Origin of the sequence: Larkinella humicola (genome assembly GCF_008727875.1) — a bacterium.
GTDB classification, from domain to species: domain Bacteria; phylum Bacteroidota; class Bacteroidia; order Cytophagales; family Spirosomataceae; genus Larkinella; species Larkinella humicola.
In genome coordinates this window covers 172,214-185,755 of sequence record NZ_VTWS01000012.1, presented here as the reverse complement: position 1 = coordinate 185,755, position 13,542 = coordinate 172,214, and the positions used below count along the sequence as shown (strand labels likewise).

Below are 13,542 nucleotides of genomic sequence, written 5' to 3'. Positions count from 1 at the left end.
CGGAGGTACGCGATATAGGCTTAGTTGCGTACCTCCGGCACGCCTGGAGTGCTCAGAATACGCATTTGCTATTAACATTACGTGCCGCTGGCACTCAAACTACGGTTAGGCAAGGGCATCATCTCATAGTTCGCGTTAATTTAGCTCCGTCCAGGCTTTTTCCAGCGTATTCATCCGCGCCATGGCGTTGTGCAGGATGCCTTTCAAGTGTTCCAGTTCGATTCTGGTAAAGCAGAAATACAGGGGTTCAACGGTTGTGCCGAGGTAAAGCCGCCGAATCTCACCGGCGGAATCCGTCGGGTGCCGGGCAAAAAAACCGTCGATGTCGATCGACTCGACGTGCCGGAATAATTGCTGAAACTCGCCCGGTGACATGATCTGGAAGATGTTGTTGAACCGAAAACTGAGGTTGGCTTTGCAACCCCGGCAGAGGTGAATCTCGCCGTGTTCGGTTTGGGCTAGTGTGATAAAACGGGCATCGCGGGCAGCCATAACAATGTCGATAAAACCGGCGGAGTTACAATTACAACCGCCGGATGATGTGGATAGAGTACTGGTTACTGGATTTTTTTGCTGCCATCAGGCTGGTACGCATAACGAAAGGTGTAATACCGGCTTTCGCTTCCCGGTCCGTCCGGCCCACCTTTGTAATAGCCCAGAATTTCCACTTTGGCGTATTTGCCATCGCCGGTGCGGATCACGAGCACTTTATCGGCCGTCGGGGCAATTACACCACCGCCGTAGGTATACCAGCCATTTCCCGAACCGGTCGGAATCGCCAGTTTGCTGGCATTGTCATCGACAGCAAAGGCTGCGTTTTCCGGTACCACCGTCAGGCTTTCGAACGTTCCGGTATGCACATACGCACCCCCCTGACCCGCCCGCCCGGTTCCGCCATTCACAATGAGGGTCGTCGCCCGAAAACCGATGTCCCATTTCACCGTCGCGGAATCGCTGTTGGGGACCTGTTTGCCCTCTTTAAAACTGAAAAACGTAAACCGGTTGGTCGAGCCCATCGGTCGGCCCGACTGCGGGTCGTTGCTGGCCGGATCGGCGGGCAAATCATGGACGGTATCGACTTTTACTGATTGTGCCTGAACGGATGGGTGCAACAACACGGCACCCAGAAGCAACTTTGCGATCGTTAAAGAATTCATTTTCAGAGGTACGGTTTTACTGAGTAGTGTGGTGATTTACCGGTTTTTAGATCAGGACAACACTTCACATGCGATGCCGGCTTTGGTCAACAGGCGGATCACGACCTGTTCATCCAGGGGGATCAACAAATCTTCCGGGGCCTCGATCCGCAGCACACAGTCACGGTCTTCCATATCGACGCTCCACCGGCAAATGCCCCGGAGTTTACACAACCGGCAAGCCGCTTTGTGCAGCCTCTGCCCGGAATTGATGTTCGTTCGAAAGACCAGTACGTTCATCAGTGTGTGGCCCCTGCCAGCGCCGTTTGCGCGATGACGTCGCGCCATTCGGTTTTTTCGGGAATACCGGGTTTCCTTTTGCCAAAAATCAGCGCAATCTGATTGCCTTCCGCGTCGTATAATTCCAGGCTGGTGACAATGCCGTCGGTCGTGGGCTTTTTCACGACCCAGGCCGACGCGACCTGGTCTTCCCGCAGGTGAAGGTTGAACTGCGGATCGAGCACGTTGAACCACGGCCCCATCGCAACCAGTTTCCGGACTTCACCCGTGTGAATCTGGATGCAACCCCGGTTTCCCACAAAAATCATAATCGGCAAACCGCTTTTGGAAACCTCGGCAAACACACGCTTCACCGCTTCCATCGTGATCGGGAGTGCATAGCCTTCCGGTGCCAGGTGCATGGCCTGCAAACGGGAGACCTTGTGTTTCCGCAACATTCCGAAAAACTCGTGCGTATCCTTCAGATTGAGCCAGGATTCCTGAAAAGCCGCCCCGTCGATGTCCGCATCCGGCGTTGCAGCGACGGCTTCCGGCTTGGGCTCCAGGTCCAGATTTCCGGTTTGCTCTGCTGACCGGTACTTCGCAACCAGGGCATCATAAGCTGCTCCGTTGCTTTGGTCGGTCAGGTAAATTTTGTGAACGGCTTCGCCATCTGCGGCAAAAAACTGCAAACTCCGGCGGTCGTTTTCGTGGACGGCAAACCCGAACTTCCAGTTGGCCAGAAACAGACGCAGGTCGATGTCTTCGCCCAACACCAGCCCGACATGGCCGTTGAACGACACGTTGAGGTATTCGCCTTTTCGTTCGTGAACCACGCTGTCGTTGCGGGTCAGAGCCATAACGTAGCCCAGCGTCGGCACTTCTTTCAGCAGTTCGCGAAAATCACCTTCCAGTTGGATGGCGGTTTCGCCCACGCCCGTGGCTACCAGTTCGGCTTCGCTGACACCCAGTTGATTAGCCGCATCGCGAATGCGCACTTTGGGATTTTCGGCCTTAAAAGCCGCATACTGTTTTTTGAGATCCAGAACGGTTGTTGTCATGTTTTTGGTTCGCTAAATTGGAGAAGGAAAGGGAACAGGAACAGTCTGCCGGGTGTGAACGATCAACGGACCATCCAGTTCCGGCTGGTGAATAATTTGAACGGATAAATGAAACGCTTTAAAAATGGAATCGGTCGTCAGAACGGAAGCCGGTTTGCCGAAAGCCAGCGCCTTTCCTTCTTTGAGCAACAGCACTTTGTCGGCGTATTGCATCACCAGATTGAGGTCGTGCAGAATGGCGATGACGCCGTAGCCGCGCCGGGTCAACTCACTGGCGACTTCCAGCAAACTGTGCTGGTAATAAAAATCCAGTCCCGTGGTCGGTTCGTCGAGCAGCAGGTATTTGGGTTGGCGAATGGGCGCATCGGGCTGGTTCAGTTCGTCAGCATCCATCAGTTGAGCCAGTATTTTAGCCAGATGAACCCGTTGCTGCTCCCCGCCCGACAGCGTCGGCACGGCCCGCCCAGACAAATGCGTGATACCGGTTCGGTCCAGGGCATACGCGACAATGGCCTGATCTTCAGGCCGCGGATGGCCTTCAAAATGTGGATACCGCCCCATCGTCACTAACTCGTAGACACTGAATTCGAAAGCCAGCGGATTTTGCTGGGCCAAAACCGCCCGTCGCCGGGCCAGTTCGAGGGCCGAAAATCCCCTGATCGGTTTTTTATCCAACAACACCAGTCCCTGCGTAGGCGTCAGTTCCCGGCTAAAGGTTTTCAGCAAGGTTGATTTCCCGGCCCCATTGGCTCCCACCACCGCCACCAGTTCACCCGGCCTTACCGCCAGCGACACGTCGTCCAGCAGGATTTTCCGGTTGATTTGGTAGGTGATGTGTTGCGCTTCCAGCATAGAACTTCGTTGTTAATTCGTTTTCAGAATACGGTTTTCAGTATACGGTTTTCGCCGGGCGGTCGCTACGGTCGGTAGCTGACGCATTATACTGAACTCGATAGTTGCTTGGGCCAGCCACCGTAGCGACCGCCCGGCGAAAACCGTATACCGAAAACCTACTTTCCCCCCGCGCCCCGCACCAGCATGAACAGAAACGTTGGCGCGCCGATCATTCCGGTAATGATGCCGATGGGCAGTTCGGCGGGTGCCACCAGCGTTCGGGCAACGAGATCCGACAAGGTCAAGACAATGGCTCCCAACAAAGCGGAACCGGGCAATACCGTGCGGTGGTTGGCACCCGAAACAAGCCGGATCAGGTGCGGAATGACTAGCCCGATGAAACCGATGACGCCCGAAACCGCCACCGCGACCCCCACACCGAGCGTGGCCAGAATCACCACGTTCCGTTTCAATTTCGACACATCCACACCGAGGTGTCCGGCCTGACTCTCGCCCAGCGCGAACGCGTTCATGGGTTTGCTCAGACGCGGCATCAGCAGAACCGGCACCAGCAGAAAGGGCGTGGCGACCTGCAACACCTCCCAACTGGCACCGCCCAGACTCCCCAGACTCCAGTAGGAAATCGCCCGAAGCTGAGCGTCGTCGGCCAGATACATCATCAGTCCGCGCAGGGCTTCGCAAAAAACATTGATGGCAACGCCGACCAGCAACATTGTTGAGACCACGGTCCGGCCGTTTTTACGAGCCAGGGTATAGACCAGGAGCGTTGTGCCGACCGCACCGGCAAAAGCCGCCAGGGACAGCGCGTACAAACCGGATAGCGACGACAGATCGCTGAACACCCGCAGTTGCAACACGATCATCAAAACCGCCATGACCGATGCGCCCGACGAAATCCCGATCAGGCCCGGGTCCGCCAGCGGGTTCCGAAACAAGCCCTGAATGGCGGCACCCGAAATGCCCAACACGGCCCCCACCAGCACGCCCAGCAGGATTCGCGGCAACCGGATGACGGTCAAAACCGTCTCCTGCTGCGGTTCTACGACGCCCACTTCCCAACCAATCTGTTTGAGGAGAATGGCCAAAACATCCGGAATGGGAATCGACACGGCACCGATGCCCACCGACCAGATCATCACGACAATCAGCAGGACGGCCAGCAAGCCGTTCAGCCACCAGCCTTTGGAGCGGGACAAGCCGGGCTGCGAAGCTTGCGGGAGCGGCTGGGTCGTTGCGAGTGGTGTCAAATCCGTTTGCATCCGTGTGGGTCTATTCCGTTTTATTTTAAGGATACATCCTGACTGAGTTTCCGGCTCAATTCCTGCACGGCCAGCCCCAGTCGGGGGCTAAAACCGGTCAGCAACTGCCCGTCCATTTCAATCACCCGGCGGTTCCGACCAGCGTTGGTTTGGGCCACGCCCTGCACTTTCAGCAAACCGTCGATCCCGCCCAGGCTTTCCAATCCGCTCGTAAACAGCATAATCACATCCGGATTCCCACTCACCAGGGCTTCCGGTGTCAGCGGTTTAAAGCTTTCGAAGTCGTTGAAGGCATTCTGCGCCCCCGCCAGTTGGACGATTTTCTCGATGGGAGTATTGCGGCCCGAAACCATCATGGTTCCGGTGCCACGAGCATAGATGAAGAGTACTTTCTGGACTTTAGCCGGTTTTCGTACCCTGGCCAGATCGGCATCCAGTTTGCGGGAGAGGGCCACTGCTTTCGCCGAAGCACCAAAGGCTTTCGCGACGTCCGTAATCAGTTTTTTGGTACCGTTTACACTCGTTTCCTGCTCAAAAATCAGCGTTTTCACCCCGGCACTTTTGAATTGTTGCAGCACTTCCGGCTTCAGATCCATGCTTCCGTTGGATCGAACACCAATGATGACGGTAGGACGCAGGGCCAGAACGGCTTCGGCACCTATGTTTCGATTGTGGCCCACTTTCGGAATTTTCTCCATAGTCGCCGGATAGGTGCTGGTGATGTCGACCCCGACCAACTGGTTTTGCAGCCCCAGATCGCAGAGAATTTCGGTCAGGGTTCCGTTCAGGGAGACGATCCGCTCGGTTTTCGGAACGCCCTGCGCAAACGTCGTTACACGGAGCGTCAGGATGATGATAAGCCAATAGAGTTTCTTCGCCATGTTGAACCAGTCGTTTGGGTAGCACAAATTAATTAGACTATTTCTAAATAAACAACAGAATAGCTGTTTTATTTTTCACTAGTCTAAATTAGAATTGTGTTAAAACTGGTTTGACAGGCTTAAAAACAAAAAAGCCGCCCATTGCTGGGCGGCTTTCGTACGTTATAGAAACGTAGAATTATTTTGCTGAATCAGCAGCCATGCTGTCAGTTGCCATCGTCGTGTCAGACATCATAGAAGAGTCTGAAGACATTGCAGTTGAGTCCGTCGTTGAAGTTGTATCTTCAGCTTTTTTAGATTGACAAGCAGCAGCCAAAGAAACCATTGTAGCAACGAACAATACAGATTTAACGATACGTTTCATGAGAGTAGTTAGTTTAAAAGTTTTTTAGATCTCACCTTTAATACCGGAAGGGCCATTAGGTAACCCATCTTTTTTCAGAAAAATTAAAATTTATTTTTGGGTTACATTTGACCCGGAATCGTATTAAGTATGCAAGGAACCAATGACAGAGTCCAACCGTTTGCATGTATCTGACGACCAACTGCTTGCAGGGTTAGCCAACGGTTCGGACGAGATGCTGGAAGAACTGTACAGGCGGTATTTTCCGATGGTATTACACCTGATCCAGAATAACAGCGGCAGCGAAGACGATGCCAAAGATATTTATCAGGAAACGCTGATCGTGCTGTACGAGAAAGTGACATCGGATTCGCTGGAATTGCATTGCCAGTTAAAAACGTATCTCTATTCGGTGAGTCGCCGACTCTGGCTCAAGCAGTTATCGAAGCGGAGTCGAAACGGCCATTCGCTGATCGATACTGAAGACCTGGCCGATGTGGACAACGATCTGGTTGATCACGAGGCCCGTGACCGCCAGTTCGACCTGATGGCCGATTCGCTCGACCGCCTAGGAGAACCCTGCCGGACGTTGCTGGAGGATTTTTACATCCGCCATCTGTCGATGCAGGACCTTACCGAAAAATTTGGCTATACGAACGCCGACAATGCCAAAACACAGAAATACAAGTGTCTGATGCGGCTTAAACGGTTGTTCTTTTCAGTTTTTAAAGAGGAGTAAGATGATTGACCACCAGAAATTCACCGACTGGATTGACAAATGGCTTCGGAACGAGCTGACGGAAACGGAACGGCTGGAATTTGAAACGCTCCGTCGGTCAGACCCGGTTTTGGCCCAGCGTGCCCTGGAACAACAGCAACTGGCGAAAGCGCTGAAAAATTATGGCCAGCGGACTGACTTCCGCAGCCGTCTGAACCGGATTCATGCCCGCTTGGACATGGACGCCGTTCGGGACGAAGCCAGCCAGGTGTCTAAAGTCCGGAAACTGCACCGCAACGGCGGAACGATCCGGCAGTTGTGGCAAACCTACCGCCCCATTCTGGCGGTGGCCGCTTCGGTTGCGCTCATTACGACCTTCGGAACGCTGATGCTGGTGCGGCAATACCAGTCAAGCCACAAGCAACAGGAACAATACAGCATGATGCGCCGGGATTTGCAGGCCATCCGGCGTTCGCAGAATGCGATTTTGCAGGATTTGAACGCCCGCGAACGGGCCTTACAGATCAATCCGGGTCAGGTGGCCGGTTCGGGCTTCCTGCTGTCGCCAGACGGGTATCTGGTCACCAACACGCACATCATTCAGGATGCCGACTCGGTGTATATCCAAAGCACGCACGGGGATATTTATAAAGCCAAAGTCGTTTACGCCGACCGTAAATATGACCTCGCTATTTTGCAGGTTCACGAAGACAGTGCCTTTCGGGTGAAAACCGTTCTGCCCTACGGGTTTGAAGCCGGGCCGACCGATCTCGGTGAACGCGTCTTTACACTGGGTTTTCCACGGGAAGAAATCGTTTACGGCGAAGGGTATCTGAGCTCGCAAACCGGGTATCGGGGCGACTCCACAGCGTTTCAGGTGGCCATTAGTGTCAATCCCGGAAACTCTGGTGGCCCATTGCTGGACGAAAAAGGCAATGTGATTGGCATCATCAGCGGCAAACAGACCTCGTCGGAAGGCGCTACGTTTGCCATCAAAACGGATTACCTGTTCCGGGCCATTTCTGCCATTCCGACCGACTCGCTCAAAAACAGTTCGATCCGGATGAGCCGCAAAAACGGTCTCGCCAAACTGGCGCGGAAGGATCAGATTAAAAAGATTCAGGAGAGTGTCTACATGGTGAAGGTGTTTAAGCACGAAAAATAGGTCCGCTATTCAGCCCCTAAATCCGAAACGTCGGCCCGGCCCTGAAGGCGACTTGGACACAGAATCCAATGGATGCTGAAAGTCCGGCAGCGGCCGACCGTCCTTCAGGGGATTTAAGAGCAAAAAAGCCGACTCCGCAAGGGGACGGCTTTTTTATGGGCTTCATTTACCAAATTAAAATTAAGCGTTACCTTGTCCCTTCAATTGACGTCTTAGCAACCCTTGACCCGAATCTAAACGAACTCTTTCCTATGCAGGCCAGTGTCAGCAACCGAAAGCCCGCGGCTTTCACCGATAAGAAGTACCTCATTACCCTCGTATTTGTCACCTCCCTGTTCATGTTCTGGGGCATTGCCATCACGATGGGCGATGTGCTCAACAAACACTTTCAGCATGTGCTGAGCCTGACCAAAACCCAGTCGGCTTTCGTCCAGTTTGCCATTTTCGGGGCCTATTTTGTCATGGGAATTCCCGCCGGTCTTTTCATGAAGCGGTTTGGCTACAAAGCCGGTGTTTTACTGGGCCTGGGCCTTTTTGCTACGGGTGCCTTTCTGTTCGTTCCGGCAGCCAACGCGGCTTCCTTTACCTACTTCGGGCTGGCGCTGTTCATCCTGGGCTGCGGACTTTCGACCCTTGAAACTGTGGCACACCCGTTTGTGGCCTCACTCGGCGACCAGCGCACGAGCGACCAGCGAATCAATTTTGCCCAGGCATTCAATGCGTTGGGGGCCATCATGGGACCCGCCATCGGTGCCTACTTTCTGCTGAGAGGCAATACGGAAGGAAGCACGGACCTGACATCGGTCAAGACGCTCTACATCGTTATTGGCAGCGTCATCGCCGGGATTGCAGTGCTGTTTTCGTTTGTTAAAGTCCCCGCGCTGACCGACCCGCACGGTGCGGCTGCCGTTGATCCGGAAGCTGTCAATGTGGATATTGAACCGGGGAAGGGCCTTTTTCAGCACCGGCATTTCGTTTGGGCCGTCATTGCCCAGTTTTTCAATGTTGCGGCACAAGCCGGTACCTGGGCGTTTTTCATTAACTACGGCCACGAAAAAATGGGTTTTTCCGATGAAACCGCCGGAAACTACATGGTTTTGTTTATGGGTCTCATGCTAGCCGGACGGTTTGTTGGCACTTTCCTGATGCGATTTATCGCTCCCCATTCGCTGCTGGCGATCTTTGCCGCCAGCAACATTGTCATGTGTCTCATCATCGCCCAAAGCTGGGGATGGCCTTCTTTCATCGCGCTGCTGATGCTGAACTTCTTTTTCAGCATCATGTTCCCGACCATCTTCAGCCTGGGTTTGAAAAACCTGGGTTCGCACACCCAACAGGCGGCTTCGTTTATTTCGATGGGTGTCTGCGGTGGGGCACTCTTTCCGTTTGCGATGGGTGCCGTCGCCGAATACGATGTGGCTGCGGCCTATTACCTCCCCATTATTTGCTACGCCGTCATTTTCCTCTTCGGTTCCAAATTTTCGAAACCGGTTTAAGCAGTTCCTTTTAACGGTATTGCATTGCGAAACGCCAGCCTGGACTGGCGTTTCGCTTTACAGGAAAGTCTGGCAAATTATTTGTTTGTAAAACGAATCATGTAACCTCTTCTTAAAAATTGACATGGCACGCAGGTATCGCTTCATTTTTCTTTTCTTCCTCCTGAGCAGCCCGGTTTTCGCCCAGCAAATTACGATGCGCGAACTCATCGACCTGACCTGCCTGAAAACCGCCCAGTTTGATTCCTGCCTGTTCCGAAAAGGATTTTTGTTCAAAAACCGCACCGAAAGTGTAGCGAATCCGGCTTGTATTTACGAATTTCAGGCGTTTCCTTACGTCAGTTCGCTGACCCAAACGTCGGCCCTGATTCAGTACATTTGCAACGGTCGGCTGGGCTTACTGAATTTTCAGCAGCCTTCCAAAACCGTGCAGGCGGTTTTGCGCCGGGAATTGATCGAAATGGGCTTTCTGCCCGCCGAAACCGTAGCCGGTGCGGAATGGACGGAACGCCAGATCTTTTACAAAGATAAAATCGTTGTCAGTTTCAAACCCGCCGACTCGGGCAACGGCATTGCCGGAAACTATAGCGGGTATAGCATTTCGATCCACCACGAGCGACGGCTGTGAGGGGCGGGTTGACCCGCGTTTCGTATTTTGTCTTTTTAAGTAGGTTTCCCATGTCGAACATATCCATCATTATTGAAGAACGCCCGGCCGATATTGGCCATTTTCTGGTCGGCCGGCTCCTCCCCTTTCGCGAAAAGAGAATGGTGGGGCCTTTTATTTTCATCGACCACATGGGGCCTGCCCACCTGAGCGATCACGAGAACATCGACATTGGCCCCCATCCACACATCGGCCTGTCGACCCTCACCTATCTCTTCGACGGAGCCATTTTTCACAAAGACACCCTCGGCACGGAAGTAGAAATCACCCCTGGTCAGGTCAACTGGATGACGGCCGGAAAAGGCATCGTTCATTCGGAACGAACCCCGGAACACCTGCGTCATTCGGACAAAAGCCTGCACGGTTTGCAAATCTGGGTGGCTCTGCCGAAAGACCTGGAAGAAATGCCGCCTTCGTTCTTCCACGCGAATGCCGACGAAATACCGGCCTGGGAAACCGATGACGTTTCCTACAAACTGATTGCAGGTACGGCTTTTGGCCGAAAATCACCCGTGCCGGTTTACAGCGATCTGTTCTTTCTGGAAATCAAAAGTCCAGCTACGAAAACCCTGACCATTGGCCATGAACTGATGGGCGAAGCGGGCCTGTATATTCTGGAAGGCAGCATCGAAAGCGAAGGCCATACCTACGAACCCAAACGCATTCTGGTGGCCAAAAACAGCCAGCTTTGCGAATTTACGATCAACGCCAACAGCACGGTTTATATTTTTGGCGGAGAACCTTTTGCCGAACCACGTCATATTTACTGGAATTTTGTAGCCACCAGCCTCGAACGCATCGAAGAGGCCAAACTGCAATGGCAGAAGGGTGAATTCCCGGTGATCGAGGGCGAAACCGATGTGGTACCGCTGCCACCCGCAACGCCGAATCTGAAGCAAAAACCGTAACACAAAGCCCTGAAAATCAAACCCGCTGCTTCTGTATAGCCATGTTTGACCGCCTTTACCACCACATTACCCGCCTGGTCGAACTGACGGAGGAGGAGTTTGTTTCCCTCAAAACCTTTTTTGTCCCTGTAAAACTGCGCCGAAAGCAGTATCTGTTGAAAGAAGGCGAGGTCAGTAACTACCGCGCCTTCGTTGACAAAGGGCTTTTGCGGATCTACACGGTCGATGAAAAAGGGGTGGAACATACCGTGCAGTTTGCACCGGAAGGCTGGTGGGCCTCCGACATGTACAGCAATTTGACGGGCGAACCCTCTCAGTACACCATCGAAGCGCTGGAGGATTCTGACCTGCTGCTGCTCGATCAGGAAGCCAACGAGCGGATGGTGGAAGCAGTCCCCAAAATGGAACGTTACCTGCGGCTCATTCTCCAGCACAATTACGTAGCGACTCACCGCCGGCTGGTGAATGCGATGAGTCAGTCGGCCGAAGAAAAATACAAAGAATTTGTTCAGCGGTACCCGGACATTGTCCAGCGTGTACCTCAGCACATGATTGCTTCCTACCTGGGCATCACCCCCGCTTTCCTGAGCCGCATTCGCGGACGAAAATCTTCCAACGATTGATTTAACCTGTTTTTCTTGTCCTAAGCCATCGTTTTGAACCGGTTTGCGGTCGTATTTTTGCCAACCAAAAGCCCTATGAAACGCAATCAATTTGTCAGAACCGTTTTAACAGGTGTACTGAGTATGAACAGTTTATCTGAATTTAAAAAATATACCGCTAGTTTGGCGGAAAAAGGACCACTGATGCCGGTTTTGTTTGTTGGCCACGGTTCGCCTATGAACGGGATTCAGGATAATGAGTTTAGCCGCCGGTGGAAATCGATGGCCAGGGAAATTCCCACGCCGGTGGCGGTTCTGGTGATTTCGGCCCACTGGTTTACCCGGGGAACAAAAATTACGGCCATGGATTTTCCGAAAACCATCCACGATTTCGGCGGTTTTCCACAGGCGTTGTTCGATGTGAACTACCCCGCGCCGGGCAATCCGGTTCTGGCGAAAGAAACGGTTTCCCTGCTTCACTCGGCCAGAGTGGAACTGGACCACGACTGGGGCTTGGATCACGGCACCTGGACGGTGGTTCGACACATGTATCCGGACGCTAAAATCCCGGTTTTGCAACTGAGCATCGACTACACCAAAGATCCGCAGTACCACTATGATTTGGCAAAAGAACTCTACGCCCTCCGAAGCAAAGGGGTTTTGATCATCGGCAGTGGCAACATGGTTCACAACCTGCGGATGGTGGCCTGGGATAAAATGGACGTTCCGAACTACGGCTACGACTGGGCTATCTCCCTGAATGACCAGTTCAAGAACCTGATTAGTGAGGGTAATTTCAAACCGCTGATCCAGTATAGCGGCCTGGGCAAAGACGCGATGCTGGCCATTCCAACGCCGGAACATTACCTGCCATTGCTGTATACCCTGGGGTTAAAAGGCAGTAAAGACCCCGTTTCGTTCTTCAATGACCGTGCCGTTGCCGGTTCGATTACAATGACGTCGGTAAAAATCGGGTGAGAAATGGCAGTCTGTCGAATGGGGCCGCCGTCTTATTGCCAGATCACCGAGCGGTCGATGCTGGCGAGAGTCGCCCGACCCGTCAGTGTCATGGCTAGCTCCAGTTCATGTTGCAGGATTTGCAGCACTTTGGCCACGCCCTCAGCTCCTCCGCAGGCCAGGCCGTAACAGATCGGTTTACCAACCAAAACCGCGCTGGCACCCAGTGCAATGGCTTTCAGCACATCCGTTCCACGTCGAATGCCGCCATCGAGCAAAACCGGTATTCGCTGGTCGACCCGCTCGGCAATGCGCGGAAGGGCGTCGATCGTGGCGGGTACGGTATCCAGATTGCGGCCACCGTGGTTGGAAACGATGAGGCCCGAAATGCCCGACTCAACCGCTTTTTCGGCATCGTCCGGGTTTAGAATGCCCTTCAGCAAAACCGGTGTTCTGGCAAACGACTGAATCCACTCGATGTCTTTCCAGGTGAGCGGTTTTTTCTCGACCAACGGCCCGCCCATGTGGGGCGTGCGCACGCCGTCCGGCAATTTAAATCGGCTCCGGTGTTCCCGGTTCCGGACGCCGGGCGTGGGCGTATCCACCGTAATGCAAAGGGCGCGATAGCCCAGGGCTTCCGCTTCCTGAATCAGATCTTTGGTAAACGCCCGGTCGTCCCGAACGTAAAGCTGAAACCAGAGCGGCTGCGTCACCCGCTCCGCAATTTCAGCGAGGGGCGTGGTCGTAAACGAACTGACGACGTACAGTGCCGAAGCCGCTCCGGCTCCCCGGACGGTAGCCAGTTCACCTTCGGGGTGCAGGAGCCGATGGTAGGCCGTAGGCGCAATCAGAATGGGATGCGATAGACGGGTTCCAAAAAGCGAGACGCTGGTATCAAGTTGGCTCACATCCGTCAAAACCGTCGGGTTGAGCCGGATCGCATCCAGCGCCTGCCGGTTCCAGCGGAGGGTCAGTTCATCGGCGGCCCCGCTCGCTACGTATTCGTACGCCATTTTCGTCATCCATTCACCCGCGCTTTCTTCAAAGTCGAACAGATTGAGTAGGGTTGATACATCACGCATCAGGGCACCGGGCGGTCTTTCTTCCATACGGATTCACTTGATTTTCCAACCTATAAATGGGGATTCCGGTCCGATTCTACCCGTAAAACCGGCTTTTTATCCAAAATTCTCCTGTCATTTCATTCGACCCCTT

16 protein-coding genes are annotated in these 13,542 nt (G+C 53.6%); 7 read left to right on the top strand and 9 right to left on the bottom strand.

All coding sequences use genetic code 11. The features are described from left to right. Nucleotides 1-135 precede the first annotated feature (135 nt). The 8 genes from F0P93_RS30050 to F0P93_RS30015 all read right to left on the bottom strand — a co-directional run bounded on the left by F0P93_RS30050 (nt 136) and on the right by F0P93_RS30015 (nt 5,835). Nucleotides 136-492, bottom strand: a complete 357-nt coding sequence (locus F0P93_RS30050) for a DUF6686 family protein (RefSeq protein WP_150881489.1) — start codon at nt 490-492, stop codon at nt 136-138. 65 nt (nt 493-557) lie between these two features. After that, a complete protein-coding gene (locus F0P93_RS30045) occupies nt 558-1,157 on the bottom strand; it encodes an HmuY family protein (protein WP_150881488.1) in 600 nt (199 codons plus the stop codon). A gap of 51 nt (nt 1,158-1,208) precedes the next feature. Beyond that, on the bottom strand, nt 1,209-1,436 hold the full coding sequence (locus F0P93_RS30040; RefSeq protein WP_150881487.1) for a hypothetical protein: 228 nt from the start codon (nt 1,434-1,436) through the stop codon (nt 1,209-1,211). Continuing rightward, nucleotides 1,436-2,476: a hemin-degrading factor gene (locus F0P93_RS30035; protein ID WP_150881486.1), complete on the bottom strand. Its 1,041-nt coding sequence runs from the start codon at nt 2,474-2,476 to the stop codon at nt 1,436-1,438. The genes F0P93_RS30040 and F0P93_RS30035 overlap by 1 nt, the downstream gene beginning before the upstream one ends. 12 nt (nt 2,477-2,488) lie before the next feature. Continuing rightward, a complete protein-coding gene (locus tag F0P93_RS30030) occupies nt 2,489-3,328 on the bottom strand; it encodes a heme ABC transporter ATP-binding protein (protein ID WP_150881485.1) in 840 nt (279 codons plus the stop codon). Nucleotides 3,329-3,486: 158 nt separating this feature from the next. Beyond that, nucleotides 3,487-4,590: a FecCD family ABC transporter permease gene (locus F0P93_RS30025; protein ID WP_150881484.1), complete on the bottom strand. Its 1,104-nt coding sequence runs from the start codon at nt 4,588-4,590 to the stop codon at nt 3,487-3,489. Between the two features lie 20 nt (nt 4,591-4,610). Further along, nucleotides 4,611-5,471, bottom strand: a complete 861-nt coding sequence (locus F0P93_RS30020) for a heme/hemin ABC transporter substrate-binding protein (protein WP_150881483.1) — start codon at nt 5,469-5,471, stop codon at nt 4,611-4,613. Nucleotides 5,472-5,649: 178 nt separating this feature from the next. Then, nucleotides 5,650-5,835 carry a hypothetical protein gene (locus F0P93_RS30015; RefSeq protein ID WP_114405693.1) on the bottom strand — a complete coding sequence of 62 codons (186 nt, stop codon included), beginning with the start codon at nt 5,833-5,835 and terminating at the stop codon, nt 5,650-5,652. 142 nt (nt 5,836-5,977) lie between these two features. On the opposite strand from F0P93_RS30015, the gene F0P93_RS30010 reads away from it, so the two are divergent. The 7 genes from F0P93_RS30010 (at nt 5,978) to ygiD (ending at nt 12,348) form a co-directional block, all read left to right on the top strand. Continuing rightward, nucleotides 5,978-6,553: an RNA polymerase sigma factor gene (locus F0P93_RS30010; RefSeq protein ID WP_150881482.1), complete on the top strand. Its 576-nt coding sequence runs from the start codon at nt 5,978-5,980 to the stop codon at nt 6,551-6,553. 1 nt (nt 6,554) lies between these two features. After that, a complete protein-coding gene (locus F0P93_RS30005; protein WP_150881481.1) occupies nt 6,555-7,697 on the top strand; it encodes a S1 family peptidase in 1,143 nt (380 codons plus the stop codon). A gap of 251 nt (nt 7,698-7,948) precedes the next feature. Further along, nucleotides 7,949-9,193: a sugar MFS transporter gene (locus F0P93_RS30000; protein WP_138989349.1), complete on the top strand. Its 1,245-nt coding sequence runs from the start codon at nt 7,949-7,951 to the stop codon at nt 9,191-9,193. A 124-nt stretch (nt 9,194-9,317) separates the two neighbouring features. Next, the gene (locus tag F0P93_RS29995; protein WP_150881480.1) at nt 9,318-9,821 is read left to right on the top strand and encodes a hypothetical protein; all 504 of its coding nucleotides are present in this window, start codon (nt 9,318-9,320) and stop codon (nt 9,819-9,821) included. A gap of 50 nt (nt 9,822-9,871) precedes the next feature. After that, nucleotides 9,872-10,768, top strand: coding sequence for a pirin family protein (locus F0P93_RS29990; RefSeq protein WP_150881479.1), 897 nt, complete (start codon nt 9,872-9,874; stop codon nt 10,766-10,768). Between the two features lie 41 nt (nt 10,769-10,809). Continuing rightward, the gene (locus F0P93_RS29985; RefSeq protein WP_150881478.1) at nt 10,810-11,391 is read left to right on the top strand and encodes a Crp/Fnr family transcriptional regulator; all 582 of its coding nucleotides are present in this window, start codon (nt 10,810-10,812) and stop codon (nt 11,389-11,391) included. A 123-nt stretch (nt 11,392-11,514) separates the two neighbouring features. Continuing rightward, entirely contained in the window at nt 11,515-12,348 is an 834-nt protein-coding gene (gene ygiD, locus F0P93_RS29980) for a 4,5-DOPA-extradiol-dioxygenase (protein WP_150881477.1), read from the top strand. A 32-nt stretch (nt 12,349-12,380) separates the two neighbouring features. Here the strand turns inward: ygiD and F0P93_RS29975 are convergent, their stop codons facing one another. Beyond that, entirely contained in the window at nt 12,381-13,436 is a 1,056-nt protein-coding gene (locus F0P93_RS29975) for an alpha-hydroxy acid oxidase (RefSeq protein WP_150881476.1), read from the bottom strand. Nucleotides 13,437-13,542 lie beyond the last annotated feature (106 nt).

Bases quoted from the DNA above. Each gene is read 5' to 3' on its own strand.
- ygiD (WP_150881477.1), top strand. From the start codon at position 11,515: ATGAACAGTTTATCTGAATTTAAAAAATATACCGCTAGTTTGGCGGAA.
- F0P93_RS30015 (WP_114405693.1), bottom strand. From the start codon at position 5,835: ATGAAACGTATCGTTAAATCTGTATTGTTCGTTGCTACAATGGTTTCT.
- F0P93_RS30030 (WP_150881485.1), bottom strand. From the start codon at position 3,328: ATGCTGGAAGCGCAACACATCACCTACCAAATCAACCGGAAAATCCTG.
- F0P93_RS30050 (WP_150881489.1), bottom strand. From the start codon at position 492: ATGGCTGCCCGCGATGCCCGTTTTATCACACTAGCCCAAACCGAACAC.
- F0P93_RS30035 (WP_150881486.1), bottom strand. From the start codon at position 2,476: ATGACAACAACCGTTCTGGATCTCAAAAAACAGTATGCGGCTTTTAAG.
- F0P93_RS29990 (WP_150881479.1), top strand. From the start codon at position 9,872: ATGTCGAACATATCCATCATTATTGAAGAACGCCCGGCCGATATTGGC.
- F0P93_RS30045 (WP_150881488.1), bottom strand. From the start codon at position 1,157: ATGAATTCTTTAACGATCGCAAAGTTGCTTCTGGGTGCCGTGTTGTTG.
- F0P93_RS30025 (WP_150881484.1), bottom strand. From the start codon at position 4,590: ATGCAAACGGATTTGACACCACTCGCAACGACCCAGCCGCTCCCGCAA.
- F0P93_RS29985 (WP_150881478.1), top strand. From the start codon at position 10,810: ATGTTTGACCGCCTTTACCACCACATTACCCGCCTGGTCGAACTGACG.
- F0P93_RS30005 (WP_150881481.1), top strand. From the start codon at position 6,555: ATGATTGACCACCAGAAATTCACCGACTGGATTGACAAATGGCTTCGG.
- F0P93_RS29975 (WP_150881476.1), bottom strand. From the start codon at position 13,436: ATGGAAGAAAGACCGCCCGGTGCCCTGATGCGTGATGTATCAACCCTA.
- F0P93_RS29995 (WP_150881480.1), top strand. From the start codon at position 9,318: ATGGCACGCAGGTATCGCTTCATTTTTCTTTTCTTCCTCCTGAGCAGC.
- F0P93_RS30010 (WP_150881482.1), top strand. From the start codon at position 5,978: ATGACAGAGTCCAACCGTTTGCATGTATCTGACGACCAACTGCTTGCA.
- F0P93_RS30040 (WP_150881487.1), bottom strand. From the start codon at position 1,436: ATGAACGTACTGGTCTTTCGAACGAACATCAATTCCGGGCAGAGGCTG.
- F0P93_RS30000 (WP_138989349.1), top strand. From the start codon at position 7,949: ATGCAGGCCAGTGTCAGCAACCGAAAGCCCGCGGCTTTCACCGATAAG.
- F0P93_RS30020 (WP_150881483.1), bottom strand. From the start codon at position 5,471: ATGGCGAAGAAACTCTATTGGCTTATCATCATCCTGACGCTCCGTGTA.